The following is a 14,804-nucleotide window of genomic DNA, read 5'->3' as shown; positions in this document are numbered from 1 at the left end:
ACCTGAGACTGAGCGCTTGATTCAAGGCTACCTTTTGGAGGCAGCGTTGGGCGAGCGGATCGGTGTAGCGGATGAGGAGTGGGCGCTGATCGGGCCGCTGCTGCCTGCTGAGCGCGGCCGTGGCTGCCGCCCTGCACAGGATAATCGCCGCTATTTCGAGGGCATGATGTGGATTGCCCAGACCGGTGCGCAATGGCGGCATTTGCCGGACGAGTATGGCAAGTGGAACAGCGTCTTCAGGCGGTATCGACGATGGGTCACGACCGGCGTGTTCGATGCCATGCTCGAGACGCTGGCCGAACTGGCAGGGCGCGATATCGCTGCCGACATGATCGATAGCACCGTGGTCCGGGCACATCATTGTGCAGTCGGCATAAAAAGGGGACTCAGCAAACCGAGGCTCTCGGCCGATCGCGCGGAGGCTTCACCACCAAGCTGCACGCCAGATGCGACGCGAGGGGCCTCCCGCTCGGCTTCGTGCTGACGCCCGGCCAGACGCATGATGTGCAGGGCTTTGGGCCCCTGTTCCGAATGATCGGCGAGCGGGTCGAGGCATTCCTGGCCGATCGCGGCTACGATGCCGACGCCATCCGCGAGCAAATCGCGGCCGCTGGCGTTGAAGCGGTGATCCCGGCCAAGAGCAATCGCCGCAATCCGGTCCCGCATGACCCGACTAAATACCGCTGGCGCAACCTGGTCGAGCGCCTGTTCAACAAACTGAAGAACTGGCGCAGGGTCGCCACCCGCTACGACAAAACCAAGGAATCCTATCTCGGCTTCGTCGCTCTCGCTTCAATCAAGCTCTGGATACCCTTTGTCCACGAAGCCTAGCATAAACGATTGTGCCTGCCCACTCTACCCGCATCGCCTTGTCCAAGTAGAAAACGCCGATCCGCCCGGGTTTCGACAAATAGTCTGGGGCTTGGCGCTTGCGTAGACTGGATGGTCAAAAGTGGAATGGCGGGTTGCGACTCTAATGTCGGTCCTAACCACCAACTCGGCGGTTCGCCAGAAGCAGATGTTCGCATGGCATGCGCTCAGGTCGGCTTCGCCCTCTCATCCCAGTCATCCGAGCATTGAGGGCTACGTTCCGAAAGCGGACGTCGGTTCGAGGGCGTCGGAGCGATGCCCATATCGGACAATAGGATTAGTCGGCTTAACGGAGATGGATTGGGCTTAAGGACATCTCGAACGGTGGCAACAAATCGACCTGGGTTCGGTCTTTATCCGCCTTTGACTTGTGCAGGGTCGAGCGCCTGCACCGGGGTTGCGAGAAAGCGGAATGGCTCGGCGGTTCCTTGCTTCGCGGCCGCGACAGCGTTGATGAGCAGCGCCGCCGAAGCGGCAAACCCTTCGATTGAATTTGCCTTGCCAAGCCAGACCCGCGAGGCCTTGGGCGACACGCCCACGGTAACTTCCAGCGCGGCATTGCGCGAACGCGCGGCCGACCGGTAGAAGCTCTGGTCATCAAAGGGGTCGAGCGAATAGTCCAGATCCTGTCCGGCAAGGATCTTGGCATCGGCCTTCGTGGCACTTCTCGGGTGAACGCCCGACAGCCACAGGGTCCGCGCCTGGCCATTCTCCAGAAATGCGGCGGCCATGGTTGAACGGGATATCGGCAAGAGCCAGGTCGGTGGAACGGCTCGACGTCTCTGACCTTGCCGATTCATCGGAAAGCCTCGCGGTTTGGCTGAAGTGCGATCTCACCTTTGATGCTGCCGAGATTGTCGCGAACGTCGACTACGCCAACCTCGTCTTCCAGCAGCGCCTGCACGTCCTGCGACAGCTCTTGCAGCTTCAACATGTCAGGGCCGGTCAGGACGATTTCGATCGGATCGCCCGATGTTGGCTGTCCGGTCTCGGGTGCCACCAGTAGAGTGGCACCGGCGACATTGCGGTCGAGATAGGTCTGTAAAGTCGGGTCGGCAGTCCTCATTTACGCGGGCGGGCGAGAGGAAACGAACTGCATCGCAAGGTCGCTCGACTATCGCCAAGCGTCCCAGTGGACGCCCCACGAAGATCGGACAGGCAATCCTCGCAGACGTGCGACACCTGCTGAGAGGCTTCACCTCTTCGAGCCGGTTTGCTCCGCAAGCAGTTCGACAAGCCTGCGCACGCTGTCCCGCAGTTCGTCAATCCCTTCGGATTTGCGCCCCCTCGCGAGGGTTTCGGGAACATACACTGCCTGGTTGCGCAGTATTTTTCCACTCTCGGTCAGTTCGATAACCACTCGGCGCTCGTCTTCCGGATCGCGTGTTCGTCGAACCAGGCCGGCGGCCTCCATACGCTTCAGCAGAGGGGTGAGAGTTCCGCTATCGAGGTAAAGCCGCGCGCCGAGGGAGCCCACCGTCTGGGGTTCTTTCTCCCATAATACCAGCATGACCAGATATTGCGGATAGGTGAGACCCAGCTCCCGAAGAACAGGGCCATAGAGGCGGCTGAGGAGGTTGGTGGCAGCATAAAGGGGAAAGCAAACCTGTCGATCGAGCAACAAGGGATCGCGCGGGTCCTGTGCTGCTGCCACCCCGTCATTCATTGGGCGAACACATTAATTTTCACATCGACGTTTCCGCTGACTGCGTTGGAATAGGGGCAAGCAGCGTGGGCGTTCTTCACGATCTCGTCAGCCTTTGCCTGATTGACCCCGGCAATTTCGACATCCAGTGTGACAGCGAGATTAAACCCGTCATTACCATTCGGCAAGAGGCCGACCTGGCAGGAGACTTCAATGTCGTCGTCACCCACCTTGTCGGTCTGTGCCCGCGTTACATGGATCACGGCATTTTCGAAGCAAGCCGCATAACCAGCAGCGAAGAGTTGCTCGGGATTAGTCGCGTCGCCCTTGCCACCGAGTTCCTTCGGTAGAGCGAGGTCGAGCTCGAGAATGCCATCTTCGCTTTTGACCTTTCCGGCGCGGCCACCATAGGCGTTAACGCGAGTGTTGTAGAGATTTTTCATGTTAGCTCCTTACGGTTAGACAGCAGGATAAATAGTATCCTATTATATTGTGCGCAATATATAATTTGCAAGGCGCGTCATGCTGGCAGACACGCCTTTGCGTCAAATTTCTGACCGCGTCACCTGCCCAAAGCCCTCAGAATAGTCTTCTCGACCGGCGAGTAGCTATTGTCGGAACGCTCGAGACTGATCGGCTCACGCGGTAGCAGTGGCGGCTGCGCAATGAAGCGCGGCTGCTTACCGTAATCCTTATATGCAGAATGCACGAGGAAAGGGTGGCACAGATACACCTTGCCGGCCGGACCCGTTGCCAGTTGCTCCAGGCGATGGGCCGATCCGGCGAATCCGTCCGAGGCCAACTCTCGAAGGGTCAGACCGGCTTCCTTGGCCGGTGCGAGTTGTCGCGCTGTATCGATATGCGAGCCGACCCGAATGCGCGTAGAGGAATCGTGAATACCCACATCCGAGAACTGGGGGGCGCCAAACGCTTCGCATCGGGCCTCGGCCTCGTTCGCCACGCGGTGGTGGCGATCAATGGAGAGCAGGGCGTCTTGCTCGCACTCGCCCCGGCCAACGATCCTTCGCGCTGCGATCCTTCCGGCTGGAACGTCTCGGGGATGCGCGCCACGCGATCTGGGCGTTACGATTTTACCGGGGGCGAACTTGCAGACGATGCCGTGCTCGGCGAACTGGGGGATTATTCCCGCGAGCCGCATTTCGAGGGCGGGATCTGGCGCTATTGCGCTGCACATTGTGGCGGTGCCGAGGCGCTGTTCGCGCATTTCCGCGAAGCCTTGCAGGAGCGCGGCAGGATCGAGGATCCTCACCAGTTCGACCGTATCGCGACTGGCGCTATCGCGCTCGAAACCATGCGGCTGTGGCTGTGGCGAGCAGCAAAAGCGGTAGAGGCGCGCGATGCGAAGCCCGGCACCGCCACCCTCTCGCTACTGGCGCGGCAGGTGACCGAGGACAATTGCCGCACAGTGCTGGCGCTGGTCGAGCGCGGGCTGGGGATGGCAGCGCACGAGGAGGGCACCACGATCGAGCGGATCCGCCGTGATCTGGGGCTGTTCCTGTGCCAGGCGCAGCCTGATGCCAAGCGCCAGCGTGCCGCGCAGGCTCTGGCCGGGTGCGGGTTACGGGCAGAAGATCTGTGAGCGTTCCTGTAATCGCGCAAGGCAGCGTGCTTCGCGCTGCGGAAGGCGGGGCCGCAATCGAACTGGACGAGCTGTCGCCGCCCGGCGGGCTGCTGCTGGTGATGCCGCATCCCGACGACGAGACGCTGGGTTGCGGTCAGGCTCTGGCCGCAGCGGCAGATGCGGGGCGAACGATCGGGGTGGTGCTGGTGACCAATGGCGAAAGTTCGCACCCCTTCTATGATCGCGCCAAACTGGTCGCAATGCGCCGAGCTGAGCTGGAGGAAGCGCTATCGAGCCTCGCCCCGCGACGTCCGGTCGCAATTCGGGCGCTTGGACTGCCCGACGGGCAAAGTCGCCATGGCAATCTCTCAGACGCGGGCCAGGAGGCGCTTCTTGCCTTTGCAGATATCATCGATCCGCAGGCGATCTGGACCACCTCGTACATCGATCCGCATTGCGATCACATCACCGCCCATGCGATCGCGCGCGATCTGGCGGAGCATTACCGGACAACGTTGTGGAGCGCGCCGATCTGGGGCCGCTTTGGCGAGCGACGGCTGCCCGGAACCGAGCTTCGCCTGTTTGAAGCGCCTCCGCTGGCGGAGCGCAAGCGGCTTGCGCTTTCGGCCTATCGCTCGCAATTCACGGACGTCATTGATGACCCGGAGGCCTTTTTGATGCCTGCCCCGCTGCTGGAGCATTTCGCCACGCATCCGGAGATTTTCCACCGTGACTGAGGCACCCAGCGAGCGGCGGGCACGCTTCGACCAGTTGTTTGCCGAAAATCCCGACCCCTGGGACATCGACACCAGCGACTATGAACGCGGTAAGCGGAAGGCTGTGCTCGCCGCACTGGGCAAACGGCGCTTTGCACGGATGCTGGAAGTGGGCTGCGCGGGAGGGGCGCTGACCGAACGCCTGGCGGAACTTGCCAGTTCGATAGTGGCGCTGGATGTCTCGACAAAGGCGATCGAGCTGGCGGCCAGGAGGCTACATCGGTTCAACAGTGTCGAATTCATTGCTGCCGAAGTGCCCGACTATTGGCCGAAGGGGCAGTTCGACGCGGTGATCCTGTCCGAAGTTCTCTATTTTCTCAGCGCCGGGGAAATTCTCCAGGTCTCGCAGCTTGCCCATGAAAGCGTGACCGGGAACGGGCTGTGTCTGCTGGTCAACTGGATCGGCCAAAACGATTTACCGGTCGATGGTGACACAGCGGTCAAACTGTTTCTCGACGCCGCGCCCTGGCAAGTGGCCAAAGCGCGGCGCGAGGAGTTCTACCGGCTCGATCTGCTCGAGCGGACGCCCGGCGACTAGTTCGCCGCAGGCATGTCCATACCCGGCTTGAGCACCACCTTGGTCCAGCTGTCTTGCTCGGTGCGGAAACATTCGTAGCCGCGGGCTGCATCCTCGAGCGGGAGGCGATGCGAGATCAGGAAGGTGGTGTCGAGCGTGCCGTCTTCGATCTTCTCGAGCAAATCCTTGGTGTAGCGCTGAACATGGGTCTGGCCGCTGCGGATCTGGAGACCTTTCTCCATCAGCGCACCCAGTGGGAATTTGTCGGTCATCCCGCCATAGACGCCGGGTATGGAAACGCGGCCACCGGGCCGGACCGCAAGGATCGCCTGCTTTAGCGCACTGGCGCGATCGGCACCCATGCCGACCTTCTGCTTCACGACATCAACCATATTGTCGATCGCGAAACCGTGGCTTTCCATCCCGACGGCATCGATCACCGCGTCGACACCAATCCCGCCTGACATTTCCATCAGCGCTTCGCGGACGTTCGTCTTGCGGAAATCGATGACCTCGGCGCCAAGCTGTTTGGCCAGCGCGAGGCGGTTGGGATAATGATCGATGGCGATCACCTTGCTTGCGCCCATCACGATCGCGGACTGGATTGCGAACAGGCCGACCGGGCCACAGCCCCAGACCGCGACGGTATCGTCGGGCTGGATCTCGGCATTTTCTGCTGCCATCCAGCCGGTGGGCAGGATGTCGGATAGAAACAGCACCTTGTCATCATCAAGATGGTCGGGGATCACGATCGGGCCGACATCGGAATAGGGGACGCGGACATATTCCGCCTGACCGCCCGAATAGCCGCCGGTCATATGTGAGTATCCGAACAGTGCCGCCATGGAATGGCCGTAGAGCTTGGCTGACATATCCTGCTTTTCTGCCGGATTGGAATTTTCGCAGGCCGAGAACTGCTGGATCTGGCAATGGAAGCAGCCGCCGCAGCTGATGGTGAAGGGCACCACGACGCGCTGGCCCTTCTTGAGCGTGCTGTCGCTGCCGGTTTCGACCACGCGGCCCATGAATTCATGGCCCAGCACGTCGCCGGGAAGGACGCCGGGGATAACCCCGTCGTATAGGTGGAGGTCGCTGCCGCAGATCGCGGTGGAGGTAACCTCGATGATCGCATCCCGCGAATTGATGATTTCGGGATCGTCGACGGTGTCGACCCGGACGTCGTGCGTCCCGTGCCAGGTAAGGGCTCTCATGTTTCCTTCTCCTGCTGCTTGGCAGCGCGGGTATTTTCCTTGCGGTGGGCGGAGGTAGCGATCTCGCCGGTTTCCATCAGCCCCTTGAAGCGCTTGAGATCGTGGCGCGCCTGCACTTCCGGCTCGCGCTGGAACAGCTTGGCAATGGCACGGCCGAGGTTTCCGGCGGGCGGATCGTAGGACATCACCAGCGAAACGCGGGTTCCGCGATCGCCCGGTGCGTCAGCGAATTCAACGCTGCCGCGCGTCTCGATGTCCGAGCCTTCGACCGAGCGCCAGGCGATGCGTTTGCCTTCGACATCCTCGCAGACCTCAGTCTTGATCTCGACCGTCTGTCCGGCGGGAGCCTTGATCAGCCAAACGCGGTGGTCGCCCTCTTTCCGGATCGTCTCGACATTCTCCATGAACCTTGGAAGATTGCCGAAATCGCGCCAGAAGGCATAGAGTTCGGCGCGCGGCTTGCGGATTGTAACCGTGCGCCCGAGCACCGCATTGTCGCTATCGGGGCTTTTGCGGGTGTAGAAGGGGGCATCGTCATCGCCCCCCTTGCGCCGCTGCGACAGGAAGGCGCCGAAGGCCAGCCCCCCGATCGCAAGGCCGAGGCCGGCAACGGTGCCAGCCAGGCCGAGTTGCTTGTCATTGGTCATGGTCTGTCCTCAATCCTTCTTTACCTCTTCGCGATCCCAGAAGCGCAGCTTTGCGCAGCGACTGATGAAATCCTTGGCGGCATCGGGCTTGGCCAGTTCGACGAAGCCGTCGTCCATCCGCTTTGCCACACCGGCGCCTTCGAGCAGCGCCATCGTCTCGGGGACGTAAGCAATGAACTTGGCGTGGGCGAAGGCGTCGTTGACGAAGTCGATGCTGGGCTTGTCCTTGCCGAAATTCTCGGCGGCCTTCTCACCCATCACTAGCGCCACGGCGTCGTAAACCACCGAGGGGCCGCCATCAATCTTCTGGTCGGCTTCCATCATCTCGCCGTCGGAGAGTTTCGCACCTGCCACATGCGGGGCGATGATCTCGACCATTGCACCCGCGCCCTTGGCCGCGTCCTTCAACGCTTTCACCACTGCGGCATCACCGCCTTCGGCGATATAAATGCCCAGCTTGCGGCCCTTGAAACTGTCCGGTCCGTTCTTGAGGATGGACAGCGCCGGGCTTTCGGGCAGATCGTCGATCGGCTTGCGCGCGGCGGTGATCTTTTCAGGCATTTCGGTCAGACCGATGCCGTCGGCAACCACCTTGGCAAGGCCATCGTCGATGTGGCGCAGATGGCTTACCATCCGCTTGCGAATGTCCATCCGCTCGACCTTGGAAAGCTCGAACACCAGCGCATTGCCCATATGGGTCTGCTCGATCGCGGTCTGCGAGATGTAGAACTGGCGCGCCTGGCTGTAGTGATCGGCAAAGGTCTCGCTGCGCACCCGAACCTTGGGCCCGGTAACCGGCGCTTCGTAGCTGGTGAAGCCATGCTCGGCACTGGCGCGGGGGCCACGCGGTTCGCGGTTGTCGTCCATATCGCCCGACCAGCTGTTAGGTTCGTAATTCGCCCGCCCCTTGGGGTTGGTCATAGCCATGTGGCCATCCTGCTGGAAATTGTGGACCGGACACTTGGGCGCGTTGATGGGGATATGCGTGAAGTTCGGGCCACCCAGCCGCTTCAGCTGCGTGTCGAGATAGGAGAAATTGCGGCCCTGGAGCAGCGGATCCTCACTGAAGTCCATCCCGGGCACGATGTTCTGTGTGCAGAAGGCGACCTGCTCGGTTTCCGCAAAGAAATTGTCGACATTGGCATCGAGCGTGAGCGTGCCGATGATTTCAACCGGAACCTGTTCCTCGGGAATGATCTTGGTCGCGTCGAGCACGTCGAATTCGAAACTCTCGGCGAATTCCTCATCGAACACCTGAATGCCCAGATCCCACTGCGGGAAGTCGCCCGCCTCGATCGAATCCCACATATCGCGGCGATGGAAATCTGGGTCCATACCGTTGATCTTCAGCGCCTCGTTCCAGATTACTGATTGCAGACCCTGCTTGGGCTTCCAGTGGAACTTGACGAATTTCGCCTCGCCCTTCGCATTGATCAGGCGGAAGGTATGTACCCCAAAACCTTCCATGAAACGGAAGCTGCGCGGAATGGTGCGATCGGACATGATCCACATTACCATGTGCATGCTTTCCGGGCTCAGGCTGATGAAATCCCAGAAGTTGTCATGTGCGGTCTGTGCCTGGGGGAAACCGCGATCCGGCGCGGGCTTGGCGGCGTGGATCAGGTCCGGGAACTTGATCGCATCCTGGATGAAGAACACCGGGATGTTGTTGCCGACCAGATCCCAATTGCCTTCCTTCGTATAGAACTTCGTCGCGAAGCCGCGGACGTCGCGCGCCAGATCGGGTGAGCCCTTGTTCCCGGCCACGGTAGAGAAACGCGTGAAAGTAGGGGTCTTCTCACCGACATTATTGAAGATCGCGGCGTGTGAATATTCGGGAATTGCCTTCTTCAGCTCGAAAGTGCCGTGAATGCCATAGCCGCGAGCGTGGACGACGCGCTCGGGAATGCGTTCATGATCGAAGTGAAAGATCTTCTCGCGGGCGACGTGGTCTTCCAGGAGTTGCGGACCGCGCGGACCGGCGCTGAGCCAGTTCTGGTTATCGGCAACCGGCGCGCCCTGCGCGGTGGTCAGGATATCATCTTTACCCTTGGGTTCTTGATGGGGGGCACCGCCCTTGGTCAGGTTAAGTTCGTCCGACATGCGCATTCTCCGATCTGGTTGGAATTCGTAAAGCCAACGAAGAACGCGGGATTCGGTTGCGAATATGAAGAATAATTAAGGATCTAAACCATTGTTAATGGATCGTGATGTGCTCCCCTGAAATGTGACCGGTATTTGGTAGAGTCCAACGCAAGGGAGTCGGGCGACAATGAAGCGAAGCAGGTTCAGCGAAGAGCAGATCACCGCGGTATTGAAGGAGCAGGAGGCTGGGATGCCGACGGCGGAAGTGTGTCGCCGTCACGGGATCAGCTCGGCCACGTTCTACAAGTGGAAGTCGATGTTCGGCGGGCTTGAAGTTGGCGTTCATTGAAAAGGGCGGACCCGGCTGGATCGCTGCTGCACCACTGGTCGCCATTCTCTTCACCCTGCTGGTCGCCTTCGGCTATTTCACGAGTGGTACGGAGGTTGCGGCAATGCTGTTCGCCTCCGCGACGCTGGTGGGGGCGGGCCATGCCGCATCTCGATCACCAACAACCATTACGCCAGTTCCATCCGATCGACCGGTGGCGGGTGCGCCAGCTTCATATCCAAATTCGCCGCCGTTGCGGCACCGATCTACGGGGCGCAGTTCCTCACCGGCTTCGACGGCGCGCTGGATGGGTATCTGTTCACCGCCGGATGCCTTCTGGGCGTTGCGCTGTGCATTATGGCGCTCTGGTAGCTCGCACGCGGCCTGCAGCCTTGAAGAACGCCGCTAAGCATGGGTGGCTTAAGAGATTGTCCGCTTTCGGGTCGAATAGAAGTCGAGTTGAATGTCCGAAATGAGGACGCGAAACGGACATCACGAATGCTGAGCTTGAAGATGCTTGGGCTGCTTGAAGCGAGCATCCTATAACCGGTTGTCAGTTCTTGCCGGTAGAGGTGCTATTATGTCCAACTCACCAACATCGATGCAGTCGGGCCGTGTCCAGAAGATCGTGTTTGCAAATGATCAGATGGATCGGGGCGCAGTTTGGACAAATGCCCAACGACACGAGCATGCCTTCCGCAAGGTCTTGCATCGGATGGGCTTCGAACAGTCCTTCCCTATGGAATTGGCAGGCGGTCACGGGTTTGCCAATATCGCCGTAAGTGTGCTCGACTCCCAGCAGGCTTCTGGATCAGGACCTCGGCTCCTTATTCCGATAGATCCCCAGTCCCATCCGGACGAGCGCATGATTGAGGCATCGATTGTCCGATCCATCGGACTGATGCTCGCGGACGCGGAGATTTACGATCAGATCTGGGTCGATACCTACAGCGATCTCCAGTCACGGTTTGCGAGAAGACCGGAGGCTTCCTTAGAACGGGTCGATTTCGCGGCAGGGCCTCATGACGGCCTTATGCTTCATGCCGAGTTTCTTCGCCTCGATCACGATTTCTCGAGAACCCGATCGAGGCGGAGCGCTTCCGATATCGAAGAGCTGATCGAGGCGATTGATTTCGACCTTCGCGAACATGATCGCATCGTCGCGGCCCTGACAGTCGACGAGCTGGGATCTTATCGACGGAAGATTACAGGTCTTTCCGCCCACGTTCTCGAGCTCGCTGACATCAGCCCGGACGACCTGCCGTCGCTTTTCAATGAAAATGGTGATCAACCCTTCACATCGATCGATGGCTCTCTCCCGTTTTCCGCAGGGCGGTTCTATTGGTCGAGAGGAACGCTCGAGTGCTCGCTCGAAATGCGCAACGGCCGGAGCTGGATCGATGGCAGAAGGGTCGTACTTTCGCACCCTTCCAACCTACCTGTGACAACCCTTTCGTCCTGTGTCGGACGGCCACTACATACTCTACTTCAGATTGAAGGGTTGAAATTCGAAGCGACCATAAAAGAAGTACACGCGGCAAGGGATTGCATTGTAGTTGAAATCGAGATGCCCAACGATGAATTCCTGGAAAAACTCGGTTGAAACGCAAAGAACAGATCTGATTGCGCATCTTGCAATACCCGGTCGCGCAAATTTGAACAGGTTGGATATACCTACACTCGCTCAGACATTAGCTGTGGAAGAGCGGTGAAATGGCAGGAATGGGGCCGATTGCGGACTGACAGCTTGTGGGTCGGGACTGCACGCCTGCAGACATTCATTTCTCAGCACGCTGTCCTGATCGGCCGATCGCTATATTTCTGAATTTTGCACGTCGACGTGCGACAGGTAGTCGGATTTCGATCACCCAAACGCGGAAAAGTTATCCCGTAGTCCTTGGTGTATTCGAAATGGAAGCAGTGGGCCTGAGCTTACTTACTTTGGCCCTCCAGAAACTCCAGCTTGCAAACGAGCCGAGGAGGACCAACGCCACTCCAGCAAAAGTCATGATCAGGCGCCAGACTAGCCCTCCAACCTTGGCGGCATGAATCGGATAGAATTTCTCGACAATCGCGGAACGCGCATCGGATTGGGCGGGATCCTTTGTTCCGACGGCGATTGCTCCAGCCGGAGCGAGCCAAACATAGCTGCGTCCGTTCGGCGTCCATTCGAATTGCTGACGAAAGCGTATCGCTACCGGCTTGCCGGGTTCATCCGGCATCATCAGACGCCTCGGCTCTGATTGGGGAAAGGCGGATTGGGCAGCCACCATCAATGCTTGCCAATCTGTCGTTTCGTCGACCTGCAGCAGGTCTCCGGGAAGATCCGGCTCATCGTCCACTGAAGCGAAAGGCGACAGGATGACATCCGACGCAGCGGGGAACACCATCAGCGTTCCCGTAGCAGCGACAAGGATAAGCAGAGGAGAGGCAACTACTCCCAGATCGCGATGGTGTCGTACTATGGCGCTGGCGGTGTATCGTGGCGGCCAGAGGCGGAACTTGAACGTCTTACGGGTTCGCCACCACAGGATGACCCCGGTAACTGTAAAGGCCAGCAGCAGGACACCAAGCACCCCGGTAAGCGTTTTTCCACTTTCGCCGATGAGCAGGTAATGATGGAGATCGAACAGCCAGAGTTCAGGCCTCTCCCACATGCTTGACCAGCGATCCACCACATTGCCATCCTGCGTGATATAAGCGCCGCTTCCATCGCGATAGATCGCCTGATGAAGCCCGATTTCTTCACCTGCAAAGGTTATCCGTGATAGGTCTGGGCCTGTCTGCAGCGCGACCGCGACCGCCTGACCCATAGCCTGCGGATCACTGACAACCGGCTCGTCCGCCCCTGCCAGCATGATCCAGCTATCCTCCCACAACAGAACCGTGCCGGACAAGCCGATAACGGCCAGCAGGAGGCCGACAATGCCGCCCGCCCAACGATGCAGGAGCGACAGGAGCTTCATCAGAATTCGCCGCGCCAGCTCAGCGTGAATGTGCGTCCGCGGCCCGAATAGAACCGGCTGCTGTCGGTCACCCGCACCGTGTCGCTGTCGTAGGTGATGTAGAATTCGTCGGTCAGGTTCTGCGCCGCAAACGCAAATTCTCCGAAATCGGTGCGATAGGCGATAAAGGCGTCGAGCAGGGCATAGCCCTCGAAATCAGTATCCACCGCCGGATCGTTGAACTCGCGCGCGAGGTAGAAGCGGGCCTGGGCGCGGGCGCTGAAGCGCCCTGATTTGTAATCCGCCGCAAGGTTGACGCGATCGGGCGAGATGTTGGCCCCGTCCAGATCCTCGTCGACCTCGCCGTCCTCGTCGCCATCTGTGCGGCCTTCGATGGTCGCATAGCCGCCGCTCAGCGAAAGGCCGGGAACGGGTGTCTTCCACGCCAGGCTGGCTTCGAAGCCCTCGATCTGGATCGGCTGGCGCAGGACCTCGTAGACGTCGTTGCGCAGGACCAGCAGCGATCCCAAATCGCTGGACGACCAGAAATATCCGGCCGACGCGGTCAGATTGCCGCGATCCCATTCCAGGCCCAGTTCGCGGTTGTTCGACACCACCGGTTCGAGCGAGAGGAACTCGTCCACATCGACTCCTTCCTGGGTGATGCCGCGCAGGATGCGGCCCACATCGGCGATGGTAAAGCCTTCTGCGTAACTGCCGTAGGCGCGCAGCCCGTCGATGGGCTCCACGATGATGCCGCCATTCCACAGCACATCCTGAAACGAAGGGGAGCCGCCAGCGACGTCCACCGATCCGTAGCTTGCCAGCGTGGTGAAATCGCCGACGTCGAGCTGGATGTTCTCGTACCGCAGGCCACCCGCCAGCCGCACCAGTCCGTCGGCAAGGGCCAGATTGCCCTGCAGGAACGGGGCAAGGCTGCGGAAGTCGCTGCGTGGAACCCAGATGCGATCAGTCTGAACCAGTGACTGTTCGGTACGATCGAACAACGCATCAAACCCGGCGGTCAGGACCAGGTCCTCGAAACCGGGCAAGGCCCGCTCGTAACTGACCTTGCCGCCCAGCTTGCGCGATTTGTTGGCCGACTGGTCGAAGATGTTGCCGGTCGGGTCGATTGCGGGATCCTGGAATGTCCCGAAAATGCCTCCGCCGAAGACGTCGCTGGTGCGGCTGTAGAATCCCTGCAGCACGAAGGTTCCGCCGCCAAGGTCGGTGTCGGTGAGCGATGCAGAAATCAGTTCCGCGGTGTTGGACGGCGGATCGCCCGGCGTATCGCCGCGCACGCTGGTCGCGGGGATACCGGCATCCCGGTGGCCGGTGACGGCGATGTAATGGGCGTTGCCTTCCAGCTCGAAGCGGTTGGCCACGATTTCGAACCGGGCGCCGCTCGCCAGTTCGTAACCGAGGCGACCGAACACCGACCAGCTGTCGCTGTCCTGGATTTCGCCCTGCGTGCCGTCCACGCCGATCCGGTTGCCCGCGCCGTCGGAAAATGCCCCGCGCCTTTCCAGCGTGCCGCCGAAATTGGCATCGAGGTTCCCGGACCGATAACCCACCAGTGCGCCGAACTTCGCGCCGATGCCTTCCCCGTCGAAACCGTCGGGCAAGGTGGCCTGTAGCAGCGTGCGGACGGATACGCCGTCCTCGCGCGGCGCGCCGACCAGCACTTGGTTGACCACGCCGCCGGTCGCGCCGATGCCCTGCAGCGCGTTCGATCCGTAAATCACCTCGACCCGGTCGATGAAGAACGGGTCGATGGTGTAGCCGTCGCGCGAACCGTCGCGCACCGGGGTCGACTGGGGAATCCCGTTGATCGCATAGAGCGGCGATCGGCCGCGCAGGCTTTCGCCCGAACCCGAAAGCTTTTCCCTTGTGGGAGAGAAGGATGGCAAAAGGGCGGATACCGCATCGACCGTCGATCCCGATACCAGTACCTGCCGCTCCAGCGCTTCGCTGTCTATGACATCGATGGTGAGAGGAAGTGCGCTGGCCGGAAGCTGGCTGCGGGTCGCGGTTACGACGATCTCGCTTCCCCCTGCGTCGTCAACAGTTGTGCTGTCCGTTGGCCGGACTTCCTGCGCGAAAGCAGGCGAAAGCGGGGCCAGCGCAAGCACGCCGACGAGGTAGCGGTACATTCGAAACTCCCTGAAGATTCGCCGCCGCCTAGCGTTTCTGCAATT

Annotated in this window: 13 protein-coding genes and 2 pseudogenes; 6 read left to right on the top strand and 9 right to left on the bottom strand. The window is 60.3% G+C overall.

Annotated elements, in window-relative coordinates; all coding sequences use genetic code 11:
* Window positions 1-16 precede the first annotated feature (16 nt).
* Window positions 17-831, top strand: a pseudogene (locus tag WYH_RS17380) (IS5 family transposase).
* Between the two features lie 392 nt (window positions 832-1,223).
* Here WYH_RS17380 and WYH_RS08315 read toward each other — a convergent pair.
* From WYH_RS08315 to WYH_RS08300, 4 genes are all read right to left on the bottom strand, one after another.
* Window positions 1,224-1,601, bottom strand: coding sequence for a hypothetical protein (locus tag WYH_RS08315; RefSeq protein ID WP_046903471.1), 378 nt, complete (start codon window positions 1,599-1,601; stop codon window positions 1,224-1,226).
* Between the two features lie 65 nt (window positions 1,602-1,666).
* A complete protein-coding gene (locus tag WYH_RS08310; protein WP_046903470.1) occupies window positions 1,667-1,936 on the bottom strand; it encodes a hypothetical protein in 270 nt (89 codons plus the stop codon).
* Window positions 1,937-2,065: 129 nt separating this feature from the next.
* Entirely contained in the window at window positions 2,066-2,536 is a 471-nt protein-coding gene (locus WYH_RS08305) for a MarR family winged helix-turn-helix transcriptional regulator (RefSeq protein ID WP_046903469.1), read from the bottom strand.
* Window positions 2,533-2,958 carry an organic hydroperoxide resistance protein gene (locus WYH_RS08300; RefSeq protein WP_046903468.1) on the bottom strand — a complete coding sequence of 142 codons (426 nt, stop codon included), beginning with the start codon at window positions 2,956-2,958 and terminating at the stop codon, window positions 2,533-2,535. Before WYH_RS08300 ends, WYH_RS08305 begins: the two co-directional genes overlap by 4 nt.
* Window positions 2,959-3,407: 449 nt before the next feature.
* Here WYH_RS08300 and WYH_RS08290 point away from each other — a divergent pair, with 449 nt between their 5' ends.
* The 3 genes from WYH_RS08290 to WYH_RS08280 are packed head-to-tail and all read left to right on the top strand — an operon-like array spanning window position 3,408 to window position 5,411.
* Window positions 3,408-4,115, top strand: a complete 708-nt coding sequence (locus tag WYH_RS08290) for an acyl-CoA dehydrogenase family protein (RefSeq protein ID WP_179945404.1) — start codon at window positions 3,408-3,410, stop codon at window positions 4,113-4,115.
* Window positions 4,112-4,834: a PIG-L deacetylase family protein gene (locus tag WYH_RS08285; RefSeq protein ID WP_156320098.1), complete on the top strand. Its 723-nt coding sequence runs from the start codon at window positions 4,112-4,114 to the stop codon at window positions 4,832-4,834. Before WYH_RS08290 ends, WYH_RS08285 begins: the two co-directional genes overlap by 4 nt.
* Window positions 4,827-5,411, top strand: a complete 585-nt coding sequence (locus tag WYH_RS08280) for an SAM-dependent methyltransferase (protein WP_046903466.1) — start codon at window positions 4,827-4,829, stop codon at window positions 5,409-5,411. Before WYH_RS08285 ends, WYH_RS08280 begins: the two co-directional genes overlap by 8 nt.
* On the opposite strand, the gene WYH_RS08275 is transcribed toward WYH_RS08280, so the two are convergent.
* The 3 genes from WYH_RS08275 to WYH_RS08265 are packed head-to-tail and all read right to left on the bottom strand — an operon-like array spanning window position 5,408 to window position 9,351.
* The gene (locus WYH_RS08275; protein ID WP_046903465.1) at window positions 5,408-6,601 is read right to left on the bottom strand and encodes a zinc-dependent alcohol dehydrogenase; all 1,194 of its coding nucleotides are present in this window, start codon (window positions 6,599-6,601) and stop codon (window positions 5,408-5,410) included. The genes WYH_RS08280 and WYH_RS08275 overlap by 4 nt on opposite strands.
* The gene (locus WYH_RS08270) at window positions 6,598-7,248 is read right to left on the bottom strand and encodes an SRPBCC family protein (RefSeq protein ID WP_046903464.1); all 651 of its coding nucleotides are present in this window, start codon (window positions 7,246-7,248) and stop codon (window positions 6,598-6,600) included. Before WYH_RS08270 ends, WYH_RS08275 begins: the two co-directional genes overlap by 4 nt.
* 9 nt (window positions 7,249-7,257) lie before the next feature.
* Entirely contained in the window at window positions 7,258-9,351 is a 2,094-nt protein-coding gene (locus WYH_RS08265) for a catalase (protein ID WP_094064009.1), read from the bottom strand.
* Window positions 9,352-9,520: 169 nt separating this feature from the next.
* On the opposite strand from WYH_RS08265, the pseudogene WYH_RS08260 reads away from it, so the two are divergent.
* Window positions 9,521-9,670: pseudogene (locus WYH_RS08260) on the top strand (transposase); the annotation flags it as partial.
* 571 nt (window positions 9,671-10,241) lie between these two features.
* Window positions 10,242-11,264: a hypothetical protein gene (locus tag WYH_RS08255; protein WP_156320097.1), complete on the top strand. Its 1,023-nt coding sequence runs from the start codon at window positions 10,242-10,244 to the stop codon at window positions 11,262-11,264.
* Between the two features lie 280 nt (window positions 11,265-11,544).
* Here WYH_RS08255 and WYH_RS08250 read toward each other — a convergent pair whose 3' ends face one another.
* Together WYH_RS08250 and WYH_RS08245 are read right to left on the bottom strand one after the other, a co-directional pair.
* Window positions 11,545-12,627, bottom strand: a complete 1,083-nt coding sequence (locus tag WYH_RS08250) for a PepSY-associated TM helix domain-containing protein (protein WP_046903461.1) — start codon at window positions 12,625-12,627, stop codon at window positions 11,545-11,547.
* Window positions 12,627-14,759: a TonB-dependent receptor gene (locus tag WYH_RS08245; protein WP_046903460.1), complete on the bottom strand. Its 2,133-nt coding sequence runs from the start codon at window positions 14,757-14,759 to the stop codon at window positions 12,627-12,629. Before WYH_RS08245 ends, WYH_RS08250 begins: the two co-directional genes overlap by 1 nt.
* Window positions 14,760-14,804 lie beyond the last annotated feature (45 nt).

It is taken from the genome of Croceibacterium atlanticum, assembly GCF_001008165.2.
In the GTDB taxonomy this organism is placed as follows: domain Bacteria; phylum Pseudomonadota; class Alphaproteobacteria; order Sphingomonadales; family Sphingomonadaceae; genus Croceibacterium_C; species Croceibacterium_C atlanticum.
The sequence above is the reverse complement of the archived record's forward strand: the minus strand, read 5'-3'. Positions and strand labels throughout refer to the sequence as shown.